General features: G+C 68.6%; 7 protein-coding genes. 2 read left to right on the plus strand and 5 right to left on the minus strand.

The window, feature by feature from the left end; translation table 11 throughout:
* Positions 1-319 (plus strand): HNH endonuclease signature motif containing protein (locus tag VN856_RS25680; RefSeq protein ID WP_325694569.1); only part of this gene is annotated, 319 nt, incomplete at its 5' end.
* A gap of 73 nt (positions 320-392) precedes the next feature.
* Here VN856_RS25680 and VN856_RS25685 read toward each other — a convergent pair.
* Genes VN856_RS25685 through VN856_RS25695 form a run of 3 tightly spaced genes read right to left on the minus strand, consistent with a single transcriptional unit; the run spans position 393 to position 3,082 of the window.
* Positions 393-1,025: a GNAT family N-acetyltransferase gene (locus VN856_RS25685; protein WP_325694571.1), complete on the minus strand. Its 633-nt coding sequence runs from the start codon at positions 1,023-1,025 to the stop codon at positions 393-395.
* Positions 1,022-1,795 carry a TIGR03084 family metal-binding protein gene (locus VN856_RS25690; RefSeq protein ID WP_325694572.1) on the minus strand — a complete coding sequence of 258 codons (774 nt, stop codon included), beginning with the start codon at positions 1,793-1,795 and terminating at the stop codon, positions 1,022-1,024. Before VN856_RS25690 ends, VN856_RS25685 begins: the two co-directional genes overlap by 4 nt.
* Before the next feature lie 9 nt (positions 1,796-1,804).
* The gene (locus tag VN856_RS25695) at positions 1,805-3,082 is read right to left on the minus strand and encodes an MFS transporter (RefSeq protein ID WP_325694574.1); all 1,278 of its coding nucleotides are present in this window, start codon (positions 3,080-3,082) and stop codon (positions 1,805-1,807) included.
* A 136-nt stretch (positions 3,083-3,218) separates the two neighbouring features.
* On the opposite strand from VN856_RS25695, the gene VN856_RS25700 reads away from it, so the two are divergent.
* Complete coding sequence (locus tag VN856_RS25700; RefSeq protein ID WP_325694576.1) at positions 3,219-3,824, plus strand: YqgE/AlgH family protein; 606 nt, start codon at positions 3,219-3,221, stop codon at positions 3,822-3,824.
* Here the strand turns inward: VN856_RS25700 and VN856_RS25705 are convergent.
* Together VN856_RS25705 and VN856_RS25710 are read right to left on the minus strand one after the other, a co-directional pair.
* A complete protein-coding gene (locus VN856_RS25705) occupies positions 3,821-4,813 on the minus strand; it encodes a bile acid:sodium symporter family protein (RefSeq protein WP_325694579.1) in 993 nt (330 codons plus the stop codon). The genes VN856_RS25700 and VN856_RS25705 overlap by 4 nt on opposite strands.
* A 16-nt stretch (positions 4,814-4,829) precedes the next feature.
* Complete coding sequence (locus VN856_RS25710) at positions 4,830-5,171, minus strand: hypothetical protein (protein ID WP_325694577.1); 342 nt, start codon at positions 5,169-5,171, stop codon at positions 4,830-4,832.
* Positions 5,172-5,245: the final 74 nt, after the last annotated feature.

Raw genomic sequence — 5,245 nt, forward strand, 5'->3', positions numbered from 1 at the left:
CTGTGACGCCACCCGAGGGCTGCACGCCCACCACATCCGGCATTGGGAAGACGGCGGCCCGACTGAGCTGGCCAACCTGGTATTGCTGTGTCCTTATCACCACCGGCTGCACCACCGCGGCGTCATCACCATCACCGGACCCGCCGACGCGCTCACGGTCACCGACAACGACGGTCAGTCACTAAGCCCGGGATCGCTGGCGCGCCCACCAACCCGACCCCCGCCCGCTGTCCCACCGTGGCCCGGGCCCACCGGCGAGCGCGCCGACTGGTGGTGGTATCAACCCTTCCAACCCCAACCACCACCGTCAAACAACTAGCCGCGTCGAGATCGACGAGGCCGCAACGAAGTTCGAGTGGCCTGGTGGCCCGCGTCGATTTCACGCACAAAAGCTAACGGGCCTGCGGCACGTCGTCGGGCGTGCGCGGCAGCGCGTACAACGCCATCCGGCGGTTGCTCATGTCGTGCTCGCCGAGGAAGGCGCAGCCGGCGTATTCACACAGCCGTCGCGCCGAGGTATTGCGGTGGTCGGGGTCGAACATGATTCGGCGACAACGGGGTTCGACGTCGAAGACGCTCGCAACAATGCGCGGCAGCAGGAACGGGCCGAGACCCTTGTTGACGACTGACAGCTCGGCGATGGCCGCGTGCAGGCCTACATCGTAGGGATCGGCGTCATACCGCGTTGCGATGGAATCCTTTGCGGCGCGGTAAACCTCGACGTATCCGCCGTCCTCGCCGTGCATGCTGCCGATGAATGGGCGCGAGTAGTTGCCTGCGCGCTGCGCGCGTAGGTAGTCGCGCCACCGCGTTACCGGCCAGGCCGACTCCCATGCCTCGACCAGGTGCGGCATGTTCATCCATCGCGAGATCATGTCCGCGTCGGCGTCGGGATCGACCAAGCGCAGTGCGTAGGGCTCGGCCAGCACCGGCGTGGGCGGCGGGGGAGCGTCGCGCACGTCGTCGCTGAGTCCCTCGGTCAACTCCCGGGGCAGGATCACCAGTGATTCGCGCCGTGTGGTCATCGACCGCCGCCGGGTGGGCCGGCGAAGGCCTGCGCGATCGTCAGCCAGCGCGACGCGTCGTCGCCGGTGGCCGTCACATCCAGCTCGCGCAGCGGGCGGCGCTGGGTGACCAGAAAGCAGAAGTCTTCGGCGGACCCGGTGACCCGCTGCGCCGCATCGGCCGGCCCCCACGACCAGGTACTGCCGTCGGGGGCCCGCAACTCCACCCGGAACGGATCGCTCGGCGGCTGCTGGCCGTTGATGCCGAACGCGAAATCCCGGGTCCGCACCCCGATGTGCGCGATCGAGCGCAGCCGGGCGGTAGCCGGTCGCGTCACGCCGAGGGCGTCGGCAACGTCTAGGCCGTGCGCCCAGGTCTCCATCAGCCGGGCCGTCGCCATCGACGGGCCGCTCATCGGCGGGCCGAACCACGGCAGCTTGCGTCCCTCGGCGACGGTGAGCAGCGCATCGTGCAGCCGGGTACGGGTGCGCCGCCAGTCGGCCAGCAACTCGGCGGGCGGAACGGCCGCCAGCTCATCGGCCGCGGTGTTGACGAAACCAAGCGGGTCCTCCACCGCGGTCTTCACCACATCGGCGAACGCGTCCTCGTCGGTGACCGCCACCAGGGCGCCGCGGTCGGTCCACAACAGGTGCCCGATCTGGTGGGCGATCGTCCACCCCGCGGCGGGCGTCGGCTCCGCCCAGCGCGCATCCTCGAGCGGCGCGACCAGCGCGTCGAGCTCATCGCTTTCGGCGCGTAGGTCGTCGACAATCTCTGACAGGTCGGCCATCTGCGTACTTTAACGATTCGCTCCGCGGCCGACGACGGTGTGCACGGCCAGCCCGCACAGATACACCGCGGCGCCGGCCACGATCAGCGCGGGAGAGTGGCCGTTGCTCGGGATGACGATCGCCGCAGCGGTGATCGCGGCGATGAACGCCACCCAGAACAGCGAATCCTGCACCGCGAACACGTGGCCGCGCAGGGCGTCGTCCACATCGATCTGAATCGCGGTGTCGGCGCACAGCTTGACCACCTGGCCGGCTCCGCCCAGCAAGAAGCCGCATGCCACCAGCACCCACAGGCGCATACCGATGCCGGCGATCTCGAAGGCCGCCGCGATCGCCAGGGCACCGTTGGCCGTGGCGTAGCGCCCCCAGCGGCGTACCGCGGCCGGGGTGACCAGGTTCGCCAGAAACGACCCGGCGCCCGCCGCGGCGACGAACAGCATCGCGCTGCCCAGCGCGGAGACCGCGGCCGTATCGCGGCTGCGCACCAGCAACAGCACCACCAGGGAGTTGATGCCGAACACCATCCGGTGCGCGGCCAACCCGGAAAGGGTGGCGGCGACGGTGGGACGCTGCAGCACGGTGCGCACACCGTGCAGCCATCCGGTGATGACGGCGTAGAGGACCGATCCATGGATCGCCCGCGAGGTGTCGTCGGGCCCCAGCACGTGGGCCGGGAATCGCAGCGACAGCAGCAGCGCGATCAGCAACGGGACGATCACCAGGAAGATGATCGACGCGGCCCCGCTGTCGCCCGAGCCGAAGATCGCGCGCGGCACCAGCATGAAGTTGGCGCCGAGGAAGGCCGCGACCGCGCCGACCGCCGACGCGATCGAGTTCATCGTGACGACCTGCTCGCGGGGCACCACGTCCGGCAGGGCGGCCGAGAGCCCCGAACCGACGAACCGGGCGAGGCCGTTGACCACCAGCGCGCCGCACAGCACCAGCACATTGCCGGCACCGACCGCCAGGCAGATTCCCACGATCGCCACCGACACCACCCGGCCGACGTTGGCGGCGATCAACACCAGGCGGCGGTCCCAGCGGTCCATCAACGCACCGGCGAACGGGCCGAGCAGCGAATACGGCAGAAACAACACGGCGAACGCCGCGGCGATCGCCAGCGGGCGGGTGGCGCGCTCGGGATTGAACAGCAACGCGCCCGCCAGACCCGCCTGAAACAGGCCGTCGCCGAACTGGCTTGCCGTCCGCAACTCCAGCAGCCGCCAAAAGTCGGGCAGGTTGCGCACCGAACGCCAGACAGCGACCGCCGCGTGCGGATGAGTCACTGCACCTACTTCCGAAAGGCATGGGGCTCGGCAGCCGCGAACCGAGCGTTCAGGCGCCTGTTAACAACAGTACAAATTCCTCGCAGCGCACCGCTTGTTCGCCACGGTGGTCGGGCCCGGATGCCATGATGGGAGGGTGGCGCAGTCCGAAGATCCAGAAGACTATGTTGCCCCCACCGCACACCGAGTGCGAGCGGGCACGTTGCTTCTGGCCAACACGGATCTGCTCGAGCCGACGTTCCGCCGCAGCGTGATTTACATCGTCGAGCACAATGACGGAGGCACCCTGGGCGTCGTGCTCAACCGTGCCAGCGAGACCGCGGTCTACAACGTATTGCCGCAGTGGGCGCAGATCGCGGCGAAACCGAAGACGATGTTCATCGGCGGACCGGTCAAGCGCGATGCGGCGCTGTGCCTGGCGGTGCTCCGGGTGGGTGCGACGCCCGACGACGTGCCAGGTCTGCGCCATGTGGCCGGCCGGACGGCGATGGTCGATCTCGACGCCGACCCCGAGTCGATCGCCCCGCTGGTCGAGGGTGTCCGGATCTTCGCCGGATACTCCGGCTGGACCATCGGCCAGCTCGAGGGTGAGATCGAGCGCGACGACTGGATTGTGTTGTCGGCGTTGCCCTCTGACGTTCTCGTCCAGCCGCGGGTAGACCTGTGGGGCCGGGTGCTGCGCCGTCAGCCGCAGCCGCTGTCGATGCTGGCCACCCACCCGATCGACGTCAGCCGCAACTAAGCGGCCACGGCGGGCTCGTCGTCGAGGGAGTCCCGGGACAGTCTGCTCGCAATCACCGAGCACACCACCAGCTGGATCTGGTGAAAGATCATCAGCGGCAACATGATCACCCCGACGGTGGCGGCCGGGAAGAACACCAGCGCCATCGGAAGACCCGACGCCAGGCTCTTTTTCGAGCCACAGAACAGCAGCACGATGCTGTCGCCGCGATCCAGTCCGGCCACTCGGCCGACCAGCCACGTGAAGGCCAGCACCACCGCCAACAGCACGGTGTTGACCACAGCGACGATCGCCAGTTGCCAGGCGTTGACACTGCGCCAGATGTGCTCGACCATGCCCATCGAGAACGCGGTGTAGACGACCAACAGGATCGAGCCGCGGTCGACGGCTTTGGTCAACACCGTGTGCCGGGCAACCCAGTCGGCGATCCACGGCCGCATCAGTTGACCCGCCACGAACGGCAGCAGCAGTTGCACCACGACGTCGCGGACCGCGGTGGCGTCCATGCGGGCTCCGCCGCTGGTGTTCATCAGCAGCACGACGAGCAACGGGGTCAGCGCGATCCCGACGATGTTCGACAGCGATGCGCTGACCAGCGCGGCCGAGACATTGCCTCGCGCAATCGACGTGAAGGCGATCGAAGACTGCACGGTCGACGGGACGAGACACAGGAATAGCAGCCCGTTGTACAGGTCGAGGTTCAGCAGCCAGGGAACCAGGCCGCGGGCGGCCAGCCCGAGCAACGGGAAGACCACGAACGTGGTGGCCAAAACCAGCAGATGCAGCTGCCACCGTTTGACGCCCTGCCAGGCCTGCTGCGGAGACAGCCGGGCGCCGTACAGCCAAAACAGCAGCGCGATAACCACTTTGGCGGCCACCGACATGACGTCGGAAAAGGCGCCGCGGGCCGGAAACAGCGCGGCCAGCGCGACCGTGGCGGCCATGGCCAGCAGGAAAGTGTCAATCGGCAGCGCCGAGAGCTTTTTCAGCACAAGGGTGTACCGGTCAGTGGCAGGCCAGGGTGCAGGCCGCACAGGACCCGCTACAGGTGGCCTCGGCCTCTTCGCGGCGCAGTGCGTAGCGCGCGGTCTGATAGGAGCCGGCGGCCACGGTACCGAGGGCGCCGACGACGCACACGCAGATCACCGGCACTGCGGTAGCCACGGGTGCAGCCAGTGCCACCGCGCCTCCGGCGGCCAGCATGATCGCGCCGGCCAGCTGCGGTGGCGCAACCGAGCGCATGATCACCCCGACGGTGCCGGTGCCGGCGGGACGGACCAACGACCGCAGTCCGAGTACGGCCATTACCACCGCCGCGCTCACGCACAGCACTCCCGCGATCAGCATGGGGGCCACAATACGAGGCCGCTCCGGCCCCGGCGCGACGCCCTAGTGCGACAGTGCCTGAGGCGGAGCGACCA

This window comes from Mycobacterium sp., assembly GCF_035603715.1.
GTDB lineage: Bacteria > Actinomycetota > Actinomycetes > Mycobacteriales > Mycobacteriaceae > Mycobacterium.

Bases quoted from the DNA above. Each gene is read 5' to 3' on its own strand.
- VN856_RS25710 (WP_325694577.1), bottom strand. From the start codon at position 5,171: ATGCTGATCGCGGGAGTGCTGTGCGTGAGCGCGGCGGTGGTAATGGCC.
- VN856_RS25685 (WP_325694571.1), bottom strand. From the start codon at position 1,025: ATGACCACACGGCGCGAATCACTGGTGATCCTGCCCCGGGAGTTGACC.
- VN856_RS25690 (WP_325694572.1), bottom strand. From the start codon at position 1,795: ATGGCCGACCTGTCAGAGATTGTCGACGACCTACGCGCCGAAAGCGAT.